Source organism: uncultured Modestobacter sp. (assembly GCF_947486615.1).
Classification (GTDB): Bacteria; Actinomycetota; Actinomycetes; order Mycobacteriales; family Geodermatophilaceae; genus Modestobacter.
Genome location: NZ_CANKUD010000001.1, coordinates 86,289 through 101,541, shown reverse-complemented (window position 1 = coordinate 101,541; position 15,253 = coordinate 86,289). Strand labels below are relative to the sequence as shown.

Annotated in this window: 13 protein-coding genes; 8 read left to right on the top strand and 5 right to left on the bottom strand. The window is 72.3% G+C overall.

Annotated features, from left to right (window positions below; all coding sequences use genetic code 11):
- The first annotated feature begins 214 nt into the window (after nt 1-214).
- Together Q1A09_RS00490 and Q1A09_RS00485 are read left to right on the top strand one after the other, a co-directional pair.
- Entirely contained in the window at nt 215-1,159 is a 945-nt protein-coding gene (locus Q1A09_RS00490) for an alcohol dehydrogenase catalytic domain-containing protein (RefSeq protein ID WP_299950662.1), read from the top strand.
- A 33-nt stretch (nt 1,160-1,192) separates the two neighbouring features.
- On the top strand, nt 1,193-2,107 hold the full coding sequence (locus tag Q1A09_RS00485) for a TIGR03619 family F420-dependent LLM class oxidoreductase (protein ID WP_299950659.1): 915 nt from the start codon (nt 1,193-1,195) through the stop codon (nt 2,105-2,107).
- Nucleotides 2,108-2,124: 17 nt separating this feature from the next.
- On the opposite strand, the gene Q1A09_RS00480 is transcribed toward Q1A09_RS00485, so the two are convergent.
- Genes Q1A09_RS00480 through Q1A09_RS00465 form a run of 4 tightly spaced genes read right to left on the bottom strand, consistent with a single transcriptional unit; the run spans nt 2,125 to nt 6,087 of the window.
- Nucleotides 2,125-2,886, bottom strand: coding sequence for an SDR family NAD(P)-dependent oxidoreductase (locus Q1A09_RS00480; protein ID WP_299950656.1), 762 nt, complete (start codon nt 2,884-2,886; stop codon nt 2,125-2,127).
- Between the two features lie 44 nt (nt 2,887-2,930).
- A complete protein-coding gene (locus Q1A09_RS00475; protein ID WP_299950653.1) occupies nt 2,931-4,217 on the bottom strand; it encodes an acyl-CoA dehydrogenase family protein in 1,287 nt (428 codons plus the stop codon).
- Between the two features lie 42 nt (nt 4,218-4,259).
- Nucleotides 4,260-5,021: an SDR family NAD(P)-dependent oxidoreductase gene (locus tag Q1A09_RS00470; protein WP_299950650.1), complete on the bottom strand. Its 762-nt coding sequence runs from the start codon at nt 5,019-5,021 to the stop codon at nt 4,260-4,262.
- 1 nt (nt 5,022) lies between these two features.
- On the bottom strand, nt 5,023-6,087 hold the full coding sequence (locus tag Q1A09_RS00465) for a phosphotransferase family protein (RefSeq protein ID WP_299950648.1): 1,065 nt from the start codon (nt 6,085-6,087) through the stop codon (nt 5,023-5,025).
- Between the two features lie 237 nt (nt 6,088-6,324).
- Here Q1A09_RS00465 and Q1A09_RS00460 point away from each other — a divergent pair, with 237 nt between their 5' ends.
- The 6 genes from Q1A09_RS00460 to Q1A09_RS00435 all read left to right on the top strand — a co-directional run bounded on the left by Q1A09_RS00460 (nt 6,325) and on the right by Q1A09_RS00435 (nt 13,068).
- The gene (locus Q1A09_RS00460) at nt 6,325-7,320 is read left to right on the top strand and encodes an NADPH:quinone oxidoreductase family protein (RefSeq protein WP_299950645.1); all 996 of its coding nucleotides are present in this window, start codon (nt 6,325-6,327) and stop codon (nt 7,318-7,320) included.
- A gap of 124 nt (nt 7,321-7,444) precedes the next feature.
- Nucleotides 7,445-8,647 (top strand): CaiB/BaiF CoA-transferase family protein, encoded by a 1,203-nt coding sequence (locus Q1A09_RS00455; protein ID WP_299950642.1) that lies wholly within the window; start codon nt 7,445-7,447, stop codon nt 8,645-8,647.
- A gap of 188 nt (nt 8,648-8,835) precedes the next feature.
- The gene (locus Q1A09_RS00450) at nt 8,836-9,552 is read left to right on the top strand and encodes a FadR/GntR family transcriptional regulator (protein ID WP_299950639.1); all 717 of its coding nucleotides are present in this window, start codon (nt 8,836-8,838) and stop codon (nt 9,550-9,552) included.
- 145 nt (nt 9,553-9,697) lie between these two features.
- Nucleotides 9,698-10,558, top strand: a complete 861-nt coding sequence (locus tag Q1A09_RS00445) for a 3-carboxyethylcatechol 2,3-dioxygenase (protein ID WP_299950637.1) — start codon at nt 9,698-9,700, stop codon at nt 10,556-10,558.
- Between the two features lie 65 nt (nt 10,559-10,623).
- Nucleotides 10,624-11,253 (top strand): TetR/AcrR family transcriptional regulator, encoded by a 630-nt coding sequence (locus Q1A09_RS00440; RefSeq protein WP_299950634.1) that lies wholly within the window; start codon nt 10,624-10,626, stop codon nt 11,251-11,253.
- Nucleotides 11,254-11,445: 192 nt separating this feature from the next.
- On the top strand, nt 11,446-13,068 hold the full coding sequence (locus tag Q1A09_RS00435; protein WP_366139741.1) for an FAD-dependent oxidoreductase: 1,623 nt from the start codon (nt 11,446-11,448) through the stop codon (nt 13,066-13,068).
- A gap of 724 nt (nt 13,069-13,792) precedes the next feature.
- Here Q1A09_RS00435 and Q1A09_RS00430 read toward each other — a convergent pair.
- Entirely contained in the window at nt 13,793-15,133 is a 1,341-nt protein-coding gene (locus Q1A09_RS00430; RefSeq protein WP_299950631.1) for a TetR/AcrR family transcriptional regulator, read from the bottom strand.
- Between the last annotated feature and the right edge of the window lie 120 nt (nt 15,134-15,253).

The window sequence follows — 15,253 nt, the reverse complement described above, 5'->3', positions numbered from 1 at the left end:
GAAAGCTAGCGACAAAAGTCACCCAAGTCGAGAGATGAGTCATAACAGTTAGCGGATTACTCGACGCGGCCCGTCGCCGCCCGGACGGGGCGCGGCCGACGCCCCGGCTCGGGCCTCCACATGGCACTGTGCACACCAGGACAGACCGTCAGATCTGGCTGTCCGTTCCTGCGCCACCGGTCGGCCGGCGGCGCCCGAGCACCGGGAGACCTCCGTGCGGGCATGGCAGTACGTGGGAACGGGCGAGCCGCTCGCCCGGGTGGAGCTGCCCGAGCCGGTCGCCGGCGCCGGCGAGGTCGTCGTCGACGTCCGCGCCGCCGGCCTCTGCCACACCGACGTGGCGATCATGGACGGCCCGACGTCCTCGATCCTGGGTCAGGTGCCGATCGTGCTGGGCCACGAGGTCGCCGGCGTGGTCCGGGAACTGGGGCCCGGCGTCACCGGCGTGCGCGTCGGAGACCGGGTGGGCATCGATCCCAGCGGCGGCTTCCACGGTCCCGGGGTGGGCCGCGACGGCGGGTACGCCGCGGCGACCATCGGCCGGGTGGGCGAGCTGGTCCCCATCCCGGACGGGGTCGGCTTCGAGCAGGCGGCCAGCGGCTGCGACGCCGGCGCCACCTCTCACCACGCCGTCCGCGCAGTCGCGCAGGTGACCGCGGGCACCCGGGTCGGGGTGATCGGACTGGGCGGGCTCGGCCAGGTCGGCGCCCGCATCGCCGTCCTGGCCGGCGCGGAGGTGCACGTCGCCGACGTCCGCGCGGAGCTCGAGGACGTCGCCCGGGGGCTCGGCGCACAGGGCTTCGTCACCGACGTCGCCGACCTGGCCCCGCTGGGTCTCGACGTCCTCATCGACTTCGCCGGCATGCGCACCACCGGCCCGGCGATCGACGCCGTCCGGCCGGGCGGCCGCGTGGTGCAGGTGGGCGCCGGTGCGCCGGAGGCGACCATCTCGGTGGAGCGCCTGGTCATCAAGCGGGTCGAGCTGCTCGGCACGCTGGGCAGCGAGCGGGCCGACCTGGAGTCGGTCTACCAGCTGATGGCGTCCGGAGAGCTGGACCCGGTGATCACCACCCTGGGCTTCGACGACATCCCCGCCGGGTTGGACCAGCTGCGCCGGGGCGAGGCCACCGGCCGCCTGATCGCCCGCTACGCCGACTGACAGCCGCCACCGGACCCGGGAGACACGACGACCGTGCGCTTCACCCTCGTGTACCCGATGCGCGCCGTGAAGCACCACCACCGCTGGCTCGACGGCGCGGACCTGGGCTCGGTCGCCCGGACCGTCGAGGACGCCGGCTTCGACGGCATCGCGGTCAGCGAGCACCCCTTCCCGGCCGACGACTGGCTGGCCGCCGGGGGCCACCACGCGCTGGACCCCTTCGTCGCCCTGGCGGTCATGGCCGGGGCCACCCGACGGGTCCGGCTGTTCACGCACGTGCTGGTGGCCGGCTACCGGCACCCCTACCTGACGGCCAAGGCGCTGGCCTCCCTCGACGTCGTCTCCGGTGGCCGGGTCACCGCCGGGATGGCCGTGGGGTACCTGAAGGCGGAGTTCGACGTCCTGGGTGTCGACTTCACGACCCGGGGCCGGCACCTGGACGCCGCCATCCCCGCCATGCGGGCTGCCTGGGCCGGCACCGACCACGACAGCGACCTGTTCCCCGCCCACGGCCACACGATGCTGCCGGCGCCCGTGCAGCCCGGTGGCCCGCCCATCTGGCTGGGCGGCAACAGCGGTGCCGCGCAGCGGCGGGCGGTCGCCCTCGCCGACGGCTGGTCGCCCATCTCGCAGGGGGCGGACACGGCGAGGATCACCGGCACGCCGGCGCTGGACTCCCTCGACGACCTCGCCGCGGCGGTGGCCGGGGTCCAGGCCGGGCGCGCCGAGCGCGGCAGCCCACCGCTGGAGATCAGCTTCTCCCCCTTCGAGAAGTCGCTGCTGCGCGCCGGCCGGACCGAGGAGTTCTGCACCGTGCTGGCCACCCGGCTGCCGGCCTATGCCGACGCCGGGGTCACCTGGCTGACCCTCGAGCCGGCCAGCCGCAGCTACGCCGCCTTCGCCGCGGACGTGGGCATGCTCGGCGAGGCCGTGTCCTCGTTCCGCTGAGGCCGGTCCGGGGCCCGCTACCGGACCATCACGGTGCCGCCGTCGATGGCGAACACCTGGCCGGTCATGAAGCGGGCGCCGGGGCTGGCGAGGAAGGCCAGCACCGGCACGAAGTGCTCCTCGACGTCCCCCAGCCTGCCGCCGAGCGGGACGACCGCGGCCATCTGGGCGTCGTGGTCCGCCAGCTGCTCCGGGGTCATGGCGGCCCGGGTCCGGTCGTACATCGGGGTCCAGATGGCGGGGGCGATGCAGTTGACCGTGATCCCGTGCGGTCCCCACTCGGCGGCGACGGTCCGGCTCCAGGCCAGCACGGCGCCCTTGCTCGCCGAGTAGGCAGCTTTGTTCGGCAGCCCGGTGATGCCCGCGGCCGAGGCGAAGTTGAGGATCTGCCCGCCGGTCTCCCGGAGATGGGGGAACACCGCCTGGTTGGTCAGGAAGGTCCCGGTCGCGTTGACCGCCATCACCGACGTCCAGTGGTCCAGGGAGATGTCCTGGGCCGGCGCTCCGGGCGCGATGCCGGCCGCGTGCACCAGCACGTCGAGCCCGCCGAGCAGCGCGACCGCCTCGGCGACGGCGGCGTCCACGGACTCCTTGCTGGTGACGTCGGCGCGCACGAACCGGGCACCGGCCGCCTCGGCACTCGCCGCCCCGGCGTCGGCCAGGTCGAGCGAGACGACCTCCGCCCCCAGCCGCGGAAAGGCCTGCACGAGGCCCAATCCCATGCCGCTGGCACCCCCGGTGACGATGATCCGGCGACCCGGCAGCCTCGTGTTCTCCATGCTGTCCTCCTCCTCGTGCGATCGCTGGTGGTCCCGGCCGCCGCTCAGGCCGGGACGGAGCCGAACAGCTCCGCCTGGGCCTGCGCCCGGCGGGTCGGGATGTGCGCGGACGGCCACAGGCCCTCCGACGGCGCGTAGCCGCGGAGCAGCTGGCGGGCCACGGTCACCTGGTGCACCTCGGTCGGGCCGTCGGCGAGCGCCAGCACCTGGGCGGTGAGGGCCATGCTCATCAGCGGCAGCTCGTCGGTGACGCCGAGCGCCCCGTGCACCTGGATGGCCCGCTGGACGACGTCGTGCAGCACCTTAGGGGTGAGCACCTTGATCGCCGCGATGTCCTTCCGGACCCGCTGGTAGTCCTGGTACCTGTCGATCTGCCAGGCCGTGTAGAGCACGAACATCCGGAACTGCTGGACCTGAATGTAGGAGTCCGCGAGGTAGCCCTGCACGGCCTGCTTGTCGGCGAGCACGCTGCCCTTGGTCCGCCGGCTCAGCGCCCGCTCGGCCATCATGTCCAGGGCCTCCTGGGCCAGCCCGACGGTGCGCATCGCGTGGTGGACCCGCCCGCCGCCGAGGCGCGTCTGGGCCACGCCGAACGCGTCGCCCTCCTCGCCCAGGAGTGCGTCGGCCGGCACCCGGACGTCCGTGTAGCTGATCAGCGCGTGGGAGCCCTCACCCTCTGGGTCACCGAACAGGGCGACGTCCCGGACGATCTCGATGCCGGGGGTGTCCGTGGGCATCAGGAACATCGACATCCGGTTGCGGACGCCGGCCTCGGGGTTGGTCACCGCCATGACGATGAGGAAGCTCGCCCACCGGGCGTTGGAGGAGAAGAACTTGCTCCCGTTGAGCACCCAGTGGTCGCCGTCGCGCACCGCCCGGGTGGTGAACTCACCGGGATCGGCGCCGGCCTGCGGCTCGGTCATCGAGAAGCAGGACACGATGTCGCCCTCCAGCAGCGGCGCCAGGTAGCGCGCCTTCTGCTCGGAGGTGCCGTAGTGGGCCAGGATCTCGGCGTTGCCGGTGTCGGGCGCCTGGGTGCCGAAGATCCGCGGGCCCCACTTCGACCGGCCTAGGATCTCGTTGAGCAGGGCGAGCTGGAGCTGGCCGTAGCCCTGGCCGCCGAGCTCACGGCCCAGGTGGCAGGCCCACAGCCCCTGCTCCCGCACCTGCTCCTTGAGCGGGTCGACGACCGACCGCTGCTGGTCGGTCAGCGGCTTGTAGATGTCGTGCGGCCAGAGCAGGTCCAGCCGCGCCACCTCGGTGCGGACGAACGAGTCGGCCCAGTCGAGCTGGACCTGGTAGTCGGGATCGGTGCTGAAGTCCCACGACATGGCGGGATCCTCTCGGGTCGGCGGATCAGGATGTCGGACGGTTCACGGGATGCCTCCGTCGACCCGCAGGGTCGCGCCGGAGGTGTAGCTGGAGGCGTCGGAGGCGAGGAAGATCGCCGCCCCCACGATCTCGCCGGGCTCGCCGATGCGCTGCAGCGCGATCCGCTCGATGCTGGGCTCCATCGCCGCCAGGTCCCACGCCTTGGCGACGTCGGTGCGCATCTGGCCGGGCATGAGCGTGTTCACCCGGACCGTGGGCCCGAAGGCCTGGGCGAGGCCCTCGGTCATGGCGTTGAGCGCCGCCTTGGCCCCGGCGTACGGGACGATCGACGCCATCGGGCGCAGCGACCCGGTAGAGCTGACGTTGATAATCGAACCGCGGCCGGCTGCGACCATCCGCTCGCCGATCAGGGCGCTGAGCCGGAACGGGCCCTTGAAGTTCAGGTTCACCACGGCGTCGAAGAGCTTTTCCGAGACCTCGGCGAGCGAGTCGTAGGTCGGTGACATCCCGGCGTTGTTGATCAGGACGTCGACCTTCCCGAACCGGCCGTAGGCCGCCTCGACCAGGCCGTCGAGCTGGTCCCAGCGGCCTACGTGCACGGCGTACGGCAGGGCGCTGCGACCGGTGCTCTCCTCGACCTCCGCGGCGACGGCGTCGCAGGCGGCCTGGTCCCGGCTGGCGATGACGACGTCGGCACCACACCGGGCGGCGGCCAGCACCATCTCCCGGCCCAGTCCCCGGCTGCCGCCGGTCACCAGCACCACCCGGTCGGTCAGGTCGAACAGCTCGTGCGGGTGGCCCATGTCAGCGACCGCCGGTCGGTAGTGACCTCGCCAGGTCCGCGGCGGTCTGCAGCAGGTCCACCACGATCGGGCCGAAGGCCTCGACCTTGGGGTCGACGGGCTGCCCGGCGACGAAGGCCGCGTAGCTCTTCTCCAGGACGACGCCGAGCTTCCAGTTCGCCAGCACGAGGTAGTAGTCGATGTCCTCGGTGGACCGGCCGCTCACCCGCTCGTAGTGCTCCAGCAGCACACTGCGGCGCGGCATGCCCGTGAGGTCGACGTAGCCCAGGCCGTTGCCGCCCGGCTCCTCGCCGCGGCTCCAGCCCAGCAGCGCCCAACCCAGATCCAGCAGCGGGTCGCCGATGGTGGTCATCTCCCAGTCGATGATCGCCGCGAGCCGGGCCGGCGCCCCGTGGGCGTACATGACGTTGGCGAACTGGTAGTCACCGTGCATGACCCCGGGCTCGTAGGTGCGCGGCCTGTTGATGCGCAACCACTCCGCGGCCTCGTCCAGCCCGGGCAGCTCCCGGAACCGGTAGCTTCCGAGGAACGCCAGCCAGCGGTCGACCTGCCGTTCGTGGAACTTCTCCGGCCGGCCGAAGCCCTCCAGGCCGCGGGCCCGCCAGTCCACCCGGGCCAGCTTCGCGATGCCGTCGACCAGCTCGAAGGCCAGCTCGCCCCGCGCCGACAGGTCGGTGTCGAAGGGGGCCGGCCAGGTGCGGTAGTCCGCGGGCGACCAGCCGTCCACGGCGCGCATCAGGTAGAACGGCGCGCCCAGGACGGTGCCGGTGTCGTCACCGGCGATGAGCTCGGCGTGCGGGACATCGGTGCCCTTGAGTGCACGGACCAGTCGCAGTTCGCGGCGGAGCCCGTCCATCCGCTCGGGCGCCGCGGTGACCGGTGGCATCCGGAGCACGGACCGCTGCCCTCCCCGGTCCAGTGAGTAGAGCTCGTTCTGCGAGCCGCCGGAGAGCCGGGCAACCACAGGTTGCTCGCCTCCCCCGGCGATCCCTTCGGCGTCCATCCAGCGGGTCAGTGCCGCCAGGTCCAGGGGGGCCGACGCGGGGGGCGCCGTCCCGTCGCTCACGGCTTGTCCTCGCTCCACTGTGATCGCACAGGCCTGACGTCCTCTCGGCGCTTCCAACGGTCTCCATGGCAGAATAGCATTCTCGATTTGGCAGAACCATACTCTGCGACATGTTGGCCCGCCCACGCACGCAGGACCCCGGAACACGCTTCCATCCGGCGCCTGACCCGGTGCGTTGACCGGACCGCGGGCTACCCGTACGTTCTGCTGGATGCAGAACAGTGTTTCGAGCTGCGGGTGAAGGCCCTGCGCTGCCTGCGCCACGCCGGAGTCGACGAGCTGGCTCAGGTGTTGGAGGTGCAGGACGTCGAGGACCCCACGCCCGGCCATGACGAGGTGGTGGTCGACGTGCACGTGGCCGGGGTGAACTTCACCGACCTGCTCTTCGTGTCCGCCGGCTACCAGGTGCCCGTGCCTGTCCCCTTCACCCCCGGCAGCGAGTTCTCCGGGGTGGTCGCTGCGATCGGCCCGGGTGTCTCGACGGTGCGCCCGGGCGACAGGGTGACGGGGCAGGTGATGTCCGGTGCTTTCGCGGAGCAGGTGGTGCTGGCGGCGACGGCGGTGCGCCGGGTTCCCGACGGCGTCGACCTCGTCACCGCCGCGGCCACCGGGGTCGCGTACGGGACGGCGTACTCGGCGCTGCGCTCGGCCGCTGTCGTTCGGGCAGCGGAGTGGGTGGCCATCACCGGAGCCGCCGGCGGCGTCGGCTCCGCCGCGGTCGTGCTGGCGCGGGAACTGGGCGCACACGTCCTCGCGGTGGTCTCGACCCCGGCGAAGGCCGCCTTCTGCCGCCGCCTGCGCGCGGACGCGGTGCTCGACCTCTCCACGACCGCGGACGTCAAGGGGGAGGTTCGCCGCCTCACCGACGGCGGTGCCGACGTCGTACTGGATCTCGTCGGTGGGGGCCTTGCCGAACCCATGCTGCGTGGAATGCGCCGAGGAGGCCGTTTCGTCACTCTGGGATATGCGTCGGGCGCCATCCCGCGGATCCCGCTCAACCTGCTGCTGCTCAAGGAAGTGACCGCGCTCGGCTTCGAGATCCGCAGGTTCGCCGAGCACCATCCGTCGCTGGCGGCGCGGGATGCCGCGGAGCTGGCGGCTCTTCACGAGCGGGGTCTGATGGCCAACGTCTCCGCCCGCTACCCGCTGAAGCAGGCGCCGGAGGCACTTCGCGCCCTGGCAGACCGGAGCGCCGTGGGCAAGGTCGTCCTGACCCTCACCACAGCGGGGTGACCCGGCGCCCGCCAGAGCCCGGCCTACCGGCCACGCGCAGCCGACAGTGCACCAGCCGAGCAATCGGCACCACGTGCGGTCAACTCGCACTACGACGACGAGGAGTTGCGCGATGGTAGCGATCATGACTGGGATCCGAGTCCTGGAAGTGGCGTCGTGGACCTACGTCCCGGTGGCCAGCGGCGTCCTGGCCGAGTGGGGCGCCGACGTGGTGAAGATCGAGCACCCAGCCACCGGCGACCCGCAGCGAGGGCTGGTCACCTCCGGTCTGGTGCCCGAGGGCGCGGTCGCGCACATGGTCGAGCTGCCCAACCGGGGCAAGCGCAGCGTGGGGCTGGACCTGAAGTCCGCGCAGGGCCGGGAGGTGCTGCTGCGGCTGGCCGCCCGATCCGACGTCTTTCTCACGAACGTGCTGCCTGCGGCCCGGCGCGCGCTTGGTATCGACGTCGCCGACATCCGGGCGGTCAACCCCGACATCGTCTACGCGCGGGGGTCCGCGCACGGCCCGCGCGGCGCGGAAGCTGACGCCGGCGGGTACGACAGCACCTCCTTCTGGGCCAGGTCCGGCGCGGCGGACACGGCGAGCACCCCGGAACTCGACCACCCTCTCTCCCAGCCGGGGGCCGCCTTCGGCGACGTGCTGTCGGGGCTCACTCTCGCCGGCGGGATCTCCGCCGCGCTGCTGCACCGGGAACGGACCGGTGAGGCGCTGACCGTCGACGGGTCGCTCCTGTCGACCGGCGCCTGGGCGGTCGGCGCGACCCTGGCGGCCGCCGCCGCGCACGGGGTCGAGCGGATGCCCCGGTACGCGCCGGCCGACGCGCCCAACGCCCTGGTCAACTCCTACCGCACCAGCGATGGCCGGCACGTCTCGCTGGTCATGTTGCAGTCCGACCGCTTCTGGCCCGAGCTGACCGCGGCCCTGGGCGCGCCTGAGCTCGCGACCGATCCGCGCTTCGCCGACCACGCAGCGCGGAGGACCCACTTCCGGGAGGCGACCGCGGTCATCGCCGATCTCTTCTCCCGGCGGACCTTCCGGGAGGCGCAGGACCTGCTCGCCGCCGGGCGCGGGGCCTGGGCGCCGGTTGCGCACCCGCGCGAGGTCCTCACCGACCCGCAGGTCCTCGCCAACGGCTACCTGCGGGACGTCACCGACTCCGCCGGCCGGCCGTTCCAACTGGTCCCGGCACCGCTGCAGTTCAACGAGGAGCCCGGCGACACCCGCCGGGCGCCCGACCACGGCGAGCACACCGACGAGGTGCTCGCCGAGCTGGGGCTGTCCACCGAGGAGGTGCTCGAGCTCAAGATCGCCGGGGCGGTGCTCTGAGACCCGCCTCTCAGCAATCCGGGTAGTCGTCTACCGGAACACCATCCCCGGGATGTCAGACTGGTCAGCACGGAGCGCAACGGCGTTCCATCAGCTCATGGTGATCCGGAGGACCTCAGGTGCCGCAGAACGGACGACCTCTGCGCAACGTCTCCGGTGCAGTGGGGCAACCGGTGCGGGTGCCGAAGATGGCCGAACTCGTGGCCTCGGACCTGCGCGGCCGGATCATCAAGGGCGAGCTCTCCGAGGGCGACGCACTGCCGTCCGAGCCCGCCCTCATGCAGCAGTTCGGAGTGTCCCGCCCCACGCTGCGGGAGGCCTTCCGGGTGCTGGAGTCCGAGTCGCTGATCGAGGTCCGGCGCGGTGCCGGCGGCGGCGGCCGCGTCCGGGCGCCCAGCCTCGAGGTGGCCGCCCGCTACGCGGGCATGGTCCTGCAGCACCGCGGGACGACGCTGCGCGATGTCTGGGAGGCCCGGCTGGTCCTGGAGCCGCCGACCGCCGCGATGCTGGCGCGCCGGCGCACCAAGGCCGACCTGGCAAAGCTCGAGGAGGCGCTGGCCGACCACGGCGCGGCCGACGACCCGGCCACCCGGGTCGAGGCGCACAGCGCCTTCCACGACCTCGTCGTGCAACTGGCCGGCAACGACACCCTCGCCCTGCTCAACGCGATGCTGGCCGACATCGTGCACCCGGCCAACCGGACCCGGGTCGTCGCCGATCAGGGCACGGACTCGCACGACCGCGCCTACCGGCTGACCATGAAGAGCCACCGGCTGCTCGTCGACCACATCGCCGCGCGTGACGCCGCGAAGGCCGAGGACCTCTGGCGGCGCCACCTCAGTGCGGGCAGCGCCTACCTGCTCGAGGCCGACGGCCCCACCTCGGTGCTGAACCTGCTCCCCTGAGAACGCTCTTGCTGTCCCCGAGCCGATCTGACAGCGTGTACACGACATCGTGCGCGGGTCCAGGGCACAGCACGGCTGCCCTGAGGAACGCGACCACCGATGCCGTGGCGGGCTCGGTCCACCGCGGTGGGACCTGGGAGAGTTGATGACCGATCGACAGCGGCTGGTGGTCTGCGCGAGCCACAGCCCGGGCAAGGAGCGGGACCCCGAGCACGTCGAGGGCCCCATGTTCCGCAAGGGTCTGGCCGAGGCCCGTGCACTGGTCGAGGAGTTCGACCCCGACTACGTCGTCCTCTTCGGCGGCGACCACCGTCGCGCCTTCCGGCACGTCGTCCCCACCTTCTCGGTCTCCCTCTCGGCGGAGGTCATCGACGAGGGCCCCCATGAGGGCGGTCAGCTCAACGTTCCGAAGGAGACCGCCCAGGGGCTCAGCGAGCATCTGCTGGCCTCCGGGATAGACATCGCGGTGTGCCGCGACGTCGGCCTCGACCACGCCTTCGGTCTGCCGTTGCGCGACCTGCTGGGCGGCCTGGACGAGCGTCCGGTGCTGCCGGTGTCGGTCAACTGCGCGATGCCTCCGCTGCCCACTGCCGACCGGGTCCTGGCCCTGGGCACCGCTGTCGGGCAGTTCCTGGACGGCCGCGACGACCGGGTGCTCGTCATCGGCACCGGTGGGCTGTCGCACTCCCCGCCCAGCCTGGAGATCGACGACTACTACATCAACGACGAGGACCGCGCCGCGCTCATCGCCGCAGGTTCCGAGGCTGCCCGCGACCTGATCCGGCCGGAGTGGGACGAGGCCTTCCTGACGGCCCTGGAGTCCTGGGACGCGGCCGCCCTGGCATCGCTGACCGACAGCGCCCGACAGCGCGCCGGCGCCGGCGCCAACGAGGTCCGCACCTGGCTGGCCGCGGGAGCCGCCGGCGGTGGTCGGCCACTGCACCGCCTGGTCTACGAGCCCGTCCGGGAGTGGATCACCGGCATGGCGGTCGCCACCTCGGCTTGACCGGCCGGGACCGCGTGGCCGGCACCCGTCCTCGGCGCGGAGCCTCCGCAGTGGAGACTGTGCGGGTGCAACAGGACGAGGTGCCGGACTCGGTGCGGGCCGCGGTGGAGCGTGGGCTCTCCCGACAGCAGCGCGACGCGCTGACCGAGGTGGACCAGATCCTCGACGCCGCGCTGCGGGTGGCCGAGCGGGTGGCGCCGGTCGAGCCGCGGGTCGCCGACATCGTGGCGGAGGCCGGGACGTCGAACCAGACGTTTTACCGCTACTTCCCTGGCAAGCACGACCTGTTGCTGGCCGTCGCCGAGCGTGGGCTGGTGCGGGTGCGGGGCTACCTGGCGACCCGGATGGCCCGGCAGGCCGAGCCGGCCGACCAGGTGGTGGCCTGGGTCGAGGGGTTGCTGGCCCAGGTGACCCGGCCCGGAGCCGCCCGGCAGAGCACCGCGGTCATGCGCCCGGTGGTGCTGGCCGGCCGGCTCCGCGAGGCGGCCGGGCTCACCCTGCTGGACCAGCTCGGCGCACTCCTCGTCGCCCCGCTCACCACCCTCGGCCGCCCCGAGCCCGACCTCGACGCACGCGTGCTCCAGGACGTCGTGCTCGGAACGCTGCAGCGGCACGTGGTGCGGGGAACGACACCCACCGCGGCCGAATGCGACCACCTCGTCCGGTTCTGCGTCCACGCGACAACAGCCGGCTGACCCCGCCACGACCTCGACTCCCTCGCGCAGGACACGGGTGCACCGCTCCGAGAAATCAGCTCAATGATTCAGCGGAGAGGCCTTGACGCCGGTCGGGCTGCTGTCCAGTGTGGGGGGACGTGCGCCCGGTCGTAACCGGCCTCCCCGGCCCGCTTCCGCGGGGCGCCGTTCCCCAACGGCGAGGAGACATCGGTGCAGCAGTTCGACGTGGTAGTGCTCGGCAGCGGCGCCGCAGGAATGACTGCCGCGATTCGCGCCGCGGCAGCGGGTGCCAGCGTGGGCCTGTTCGAGAAGGCCGACACGGTGGGCGGGACGGCGGCCTGGTCCGGCGGCATGGTCTGGGTACCTGGCAACCCGCAGATGGCCGAGCTGGGCATCCCGGACAGCCGCGAGGAGGCACTGACCTACCTCGACTCGCTGTCCCTGGGCTCCATCGACCGGCAGGCCGCCGAGCGCTTCGTGGACACCGGCCCGGAGATGGTCCGCTGGATGGAGGAGCACACCCCGGTCCGCTTCCAGGTGCTGCAGGGCTTCCCCGACTACCACCCGGAGAACCCGGGCGCGAAGCCGAACGGCGGGCGGTCCATGGAGTGCCCGCTCTTCCCGTTCGCCGACCTCGGCGAGTGGGGGCCGCGGGTCACCATGGGCCCGCAGCTGTCGGGCAACGTCACCATCGCCGAGACGCCGCTGGGCCGCGGCGCCCCGGGCGGGGTGCCGGCCGCCGAGCTCGCCCGGCGCAAAGAACGGGACGAACGCGGCACCGGCCAGGCGCTGGCCGGCCGGCTGTTGAAGGGGTGCCTGGACCGCGGCATCGAACCGCGCACCGGCATGCGGGCCGCCCGGCTGCTGACCGAGGACGGCCGGGTGGTCGGCGTCCGGTTCGACACGGCCGATGGCCCGGTCGGGGTCGGGGCGACCCGCGGCGTCATCATCGCCACCGGCGGCTTCGAATGGGACGCCGAGCTGGTCGATGCCTTCCTGCGCGGGCCTTTGGACCGGCCGGCATCGGTGCCCACGAACACCGGAGACGGGCTGCGCATGGCGATGCGGGTCGGGGCGGCGTTGGGCAACATGCGCGAGGCCTGGTGGGCGCCGACGATCGACGTGCCGACGCCGACGGGCACCGCCTCGTGGCTGGTCAACGGCGAGCGGACCCGCCCCCGGTCGATCATCGTGAACTCCCGGGGCAAGCGGTTCGCCAACGAGGCGGTCAACTACAACGCCTTCGGCGCGGCCTTCCACGTCGTCGACGTGACCACCTTCGAGTACATGAACAACCCGGCGTGGATGGTCTTCGACCACGGTTACTGGACCAGCTACGGGCTGGCCGGCACCCGCGGCGACGCGGTCGTGCCCTCGTGGGTCACCCGCGCCGACTCGATTGAGGCGCTCGCCGACCAGCTCGGGGTGCAGCCCGACGCGTTGGCGTCCACCGTCAAGCGGTTCAACGAGAACGCCGCCGACGAGTGCGACCCGGACTTCGGCCGCGGCGGCAGCGCCGTCGACAAGTGGTGGGGCGACCCCAGCAAGGGCACCGGCCCGGCAGCGACCCTCGGACCGCTGGACACCGCGCCGTACTACGCGGTGCGGGTGTACAGCGGGGCACTGGGCACCAAGGGCGGTCCGCGTACCGACGCGCAGGGCCGGGTGCTCGACGTCGACCTCGAGCCGATAGCCGGGCTGTACGCGGCCGGCAACGCGATGGCCGTGACCGCGATGGGCATGACCTACGGCGGCGCGGGCGGCACCCTTGGCCCCGCCCTGGTGTCCGGCTATGTCGCCGGCGATGCCGCGGCGGCGCCGGTCCAGCGGTAGGGCACGACCACTCGGCCAGCACCGCAGGCAGGTGCGGTGCTGGCCGCGGCGGATCGGGACACACGAGCTGGTTGCGGCGCCGCAGGTCGAACACCGGGACCGCTCGTGTCCCGGCGGTCTTCCGGGCGTACTCGGCGCAGCACGGATAGCGGCGCGTCTTCACACGCGTGATCAGTGCTCGGGAGGTCCAGCGGGTCCAAGGACACCGTCGCGCCGCTCTCCGTGCTCCCGCAGCTGCGGTCGGAAGCCTCGCCCCTGGCGTACGACCTCGATGGTGACCGACGCGAACTCGTTGGCGACGGTGGCCGGCCCGCTCAGCGCAGCCGTCCCGTCCGCACGGCGATCGCATGTCCTCCGCTTCCACGTCGGCACACTGGACGGTGAGAACCACGACAGCGACCTGTTCCCGCTCATGGGCAGACCATGCTGCCCATCCGGTGAAGCCCGGCGGGCCGCGATCTGGGTCGGCGGCACGTGCCTGCCGGCGCGGGGACGTACGGTCGAGCTGCCGACGGCTGGTCCCCCATCTCTCGAACCGAGAGATGGCGCAGGTCACCGGCACAGCGGCACTCGACTCGCTGGAAGATCTGGCCGGGGGCTGTCGCCGAGCTCCAGGACCAGCGCCGGCACCCCCAGCGATGACCACGACCGGAGACCCCGCTCACCCACAAGTCACCCACGAGGCCAGATCTCCCGATCTCGTCACGGCAGAGTTCGGCTTCCGTCACCCACGCCCCGGGTTCAGCAACCCGTTCACGATCACCGCGGCCATCGTCGTCGCGACCTCCTCCACGCTCACCTCCGTCGTCCGGACGGCGAGGCCGTGCGGCAGCCGCTCGAGCAGCGCGGCCATGACCACGACCCCGACCCGCAGGTCCAGCGGATAGGTCCGCCGCACGCCGGTGAGCAGGGTCGCCACCGCCCTCATGACCACGGCCCCGACCTCCCGGCCGGCCTGACGGACGACGGGGCTGCTGGTCTGTTCTTGTGTCCACACCTGCACGACACCGCTGTGTCGGCGGTAGGCGGTCACGTACTCGATCAGCCAGGCGGACAGCAGCGGGGGCGTGAGCGAGGCCGGCATCCGCTCCACGACGGCGCGGAGTTCGGCACTGCCCTCCTGCGCCAGCGTCTCGAGCAGGTCCAGCTTGTCGGTGAAGTACAGATAAACCGCGCTCCGGGTCACCCCGCCCTCACCGGCGATGTCGTCGATGCTGGTACCCGCGTAGCCCCGTAGTTCGAGGCAGCGCGCTGCGGCGTCGAGTAGCTGCCGGACCGTGCCGCGCACCCGGTCACTGCGGTCGGCGAACCGGTCCTCCCGTTCCCGGGGAGGCGGCGGGACGACCGTCCGCGCGGCCCCGTACGTTCCCCGAGTGGCCAGCACGTGCGACGGGGTCTCCGGGAACATCACCAGTTGCAGGATCACGGCGAGGTTGCCGAGCACTTCCTCGTCCGTCATCCCGGCGGTCGCCTCAGGGTCACTCCGGAGGAAGGCGTTGGACCGGTGCACAGTCAGCGTGACGGCGATCGCGGTGTCCGCGCGGCCTGCGCCACCGGATCCCGCGGACTCCAGTTGTTCGTCGATCCGACTGGCGTACTGCTCGACGAAGCGAGCGACACCCTCGCGCAACGGTGTCCCGGACCACTCGAGCTGCGCCCACTGCGCGAACAGGACTGCGTAGCGGTCGTAGACCGCCGTCCACTGCCCGAGCCAGCGATAGAGGTTTTCCAGACCCTTCGCCGTCGGACCGAGCGGGCCAAGCCGGTCGAGGACGTCCACCAGCGCCGAGCCACACTCCTCCAACAGCACCGCGAAGACCTGTTGCTTGCTGTCGAAGTACTGGTACAAGGTCGCGCGCGACACCTGTGCCGCTGCAGCTATGTCGTCGACGTGGACGTCGTGCAGTCCGTCCCGCTCGATCAGGGTCAGTGCCGCGTCGAGGATGCGCTGGCGGGTCCTCGCCCCTCGCTTGCCGACGACCGGGCTGTGCGCGCCGTAGCTCGGGCGGCGGAGCGAGTCGTGTGTCATCCGGGGATGCCTGCCTGCAGTCGGCCACCGGCACACGGCACACCGGCGGGACCGATGTCGACGAGGATCATGCTCAGCGACTGGACCGGGCTGCCGAGCACGGGGAAGACCTGCTGAGCGGAAGGAGACGATGCCGGACGCGGCGGAGTCCGCCAC